The organism is Pseudomonas fluorescens HK44 (genome assembly GCF_000217955.3).
GTDB classification, from domain to species: Bacteria; Pseudomonadota; Gammaproteobacteria; order Pseudomonadales; family Pseudomonadaceae; genus Aquipseudomonas; species Aquipseudomonas fluorescens_AQ.
On sequence record NZ_AFOY02000011.1, the window covers coordinates 1 to 3,058 of the forward strand.

The following is a 3,058-nucleotide window of genomic DNA, read 5'->3' on the forward strand; positions in this document are numbered from 1 at the left end:
TCGTTCTTTAAAAATTTGGGTATGTGATAGAAAGATAGACTGAACGTTACTTTCACTGGTAACGGATCAGGCTAAGGTAAAATTTGTGAGTAATTGCGAATTTTCGGCGAATGTCGTCTTCACAGTATAACCAGATTGCTTGGGGTTATATGGTCAAGTGAAGAAGCGCATACGGTGGATGCCTTGGCAGTCAGAGGCGATGAAAGACGTGGTAGCCTGCGAAAAGCTTCGGGGAGTCGGCAAACAGACTTTGATCCGGAGATGTCTGAATGGGGGAACCCACCTAACATAAGTTAGGTATCTTAAGCTGAATACATAGGCTTAAGAAGCGAACCAGGGGAACTGAAACATCTAAGTACCCTGAGGAAAAGAAATCAACCGAGATTCCCTTAGTAGTGGCGAGCGAACGGGGACTAGCCCTTAAGTGGCTTTGAGATTAGCGGAACGCTCTGGAAAGTGCGGCCATAGTGGGTGATAGCCCTGTACGCGAAAATCTCTTGGTCATGAAATCGAGTAGGACGGAGCACGAGAAACTTTGTCTGAATATGGGGGGACCATCCTCCAAGGCTAAATACTACTGACTGACCGATAGTGAACTAGTACCGTGAGGGAAAGGCGAAAAGAACCCCGGAGAGGGGAGTGAAATAGATCCTGAAACCGTATGCGTACAAGCAGTGGGAGCCCACGTTGTTGGGTGACTGCGTACCTTTTGTATAATGGGTCAGCGACTTATTTTCAGTGGCGAGCTTAACCGAATAGGGGAGGCGTAGCGAAAGCGAGTCTTAATAGGGCGTCTAGTCGCTGGGAATAGACCCGAAACCGGGCGATCTATCCATGGGCAGGTTGAAGGTTGGGTAACACTAACTGGAGGACCGAACCGACTACCGTTGAAAAGTTAGCGGATGACCTGTGGATCGGAGTGAAAGGCTAATCAAGCTCGGAGATAGCTGGTTCTCCTCGAAAGCTATTTAGGTAGCGCCTCATGTATCACTGTAGGGGGTAGAGCACTGTTTCGGCTAGGGGGTCATCCCGACTTACCAAACCGATGCAAACTCCGAATACCTACAAGTGCCGAGCATGGGAGACACACGGCGGGTGCTAACGTCCGTCGTGAAAAGGGAAACAACCCAGACCGTCAGCTAAGGTCCCAAAGTTATGGTTAAGTGGGAAACGATGTGGGAAGGCTTAGACAGCTAGGAGGTTGGCTTAGAAGCAGCCACCCTTTAAAGAAAGCGTAATAGCTCACTAGTCGAGTCGGCCTGCGCGGAAGATGTAACGGGGCTCAAACCATACACCGAAGCTACGGGTATCACTTAGGTGATGCGGTAGAGGAGCGTTCTGTAAGCCTGTGAAGGTGAGTTGAGAAGCTTGCTGGAGGTATCAGAAGTGCGAATGCTGACATGAGTAACGACAATGGGTGTGAAAAACACCCACGCCGAAAGACCAAGGTTTCCTGCGCAACGTTAATCGACGCAGGGTTAGTCGGTCCCTAAGGCGAGGCTGAAAAGCGTAGTCGATGGAAAACAGGTTAATATTCCTGTACTTCTGGTTATTGCGATGGAGGGACGGAGAAGGCTAGGCCAGCTTGGCGTTGGTTGTCCAAGTTTAAGGTGGTAGGCTGAGATCTTAGGTAAATCCGGGATCTTAAGGCCGAGAGCTGATGACGAGTGTTCTTTTAGAACACGAAGTGGTTGATGCCATGCTTCCAAGAAAAGCTTCTAAGCTTCAGGTAACCAGGAACCGTACCCCAAACCGACACAGGTGGTTGGGTAGAGAATACCAAGGCGCTTGAGAGAACTCGGGTGAAGGAACTAGGCAAAATGGCACCGTAACTTCGGGAGAAGGTGCGCCGGTGAGGGTGAAGGACTTGCTCCGTAAGCCCATGCCGGTCGAAGATACCAGGCCGCTGCGACTGTTTATTAAAAACACAGCACTCTGCAAACACGAAAGTGGACGTATAGGGTGTGACGCCTGCCCGGTGCCGGAAGGTTAATTGATGGGGTTAGCTAACGCGAAGCTCTTGATCGAAGCCCCGGTAAACGGCGGCCGTAACTATAACGGTCCTAAGGTAGCGAAATTCCTTGTCGGGTAAGTTCCGACCTGCACGAATGGCGTAACGATGGCGGCGCTGTCTCCACCCGAGACTCAGTGAAATTGAAATCGCTGTGAAGATGCAGTGTATCCGCGGCTAGACGGAAAGACCCCGTGAACCTTTACTATAGCTTTGCACTGGACTTTGAATTTGCTTGTGTAGGATAGGTGGGAGGCTTTGAAGCGTGGACGCCAGTTCGCGTGGAGCCAACCTTGAAATACCACCCTGGCAACTTTGAGGTTCTAACTCAGGTCCGTTATCCGGATCGAGGACAGTGTATGGTGGGTAGTTTGACTGGGGCGGTCTCCTCCTAAAGAGTAACGGAGGAGTACGAAGGTGCGCTCAGACCGGTCGGAAATCGGTCGTAGAGTATAAAGGCAAAAGCGCGCTTGACTGCGAGACAGACACGTCGAGCAGGTACGAAAGTAGGTCTTAGTGATCCGGTGGTTCTGTATGGAAGGGCCATCGCTCAACGGATAAAAGGTACTCCGGGGATAACAGGCTGATACCGCCCAAGAGTTCATATCGACGGCGGTGTTTGGCACCTCGATGTCGGCTCATCACATCCTGGGGCTGAAGCCGGTCCCAAGGGTATGGCTGTTCGCCATTTAAAGTGGTACGCGAGCTGGGTTTAGAACGTCGTGAGACAGTTCGGTCCCTATCTGCCGTGGACGTTTGAGATTTGAGAGGGGCTGCTCCTAGTACGAGAGGACCGGAGTGGACGAACCTCTGGTGTTCCGGTTGTCACGCCAGTGGCATTGCCGGGTAGCTATGTTCGGAATAGATAACCGCTGAAAGCATCTAAGCGGGAAACTAGCCTCAAGATGAGATCTCACTGGGACCTTGAGTCCCCTGAAGGGCCGTCGAAGACTACGACGTTGATAGGTTGGGTGTGTAAGCGCTGTGAGGCGTTGAGCTAACCAATACTAATTGCCCGTGAGGCTTGACCATATAACACCCAAGCAA

The 3,058-nt window shown here is 51.2% G+C and carries 1 rRNA gene; it reads left to right on the forward strand.

The features are described from left to right. Window positions 1-151 precede the first annotated feature (151 nt). Window positions 152-3,043: ribosomal RNA gene (locus HK44_RS11450) — 23S ribosomal RNA — on the forward strand. Window positions 3,044-3,058: the final 15 nt, after the last annotated feature.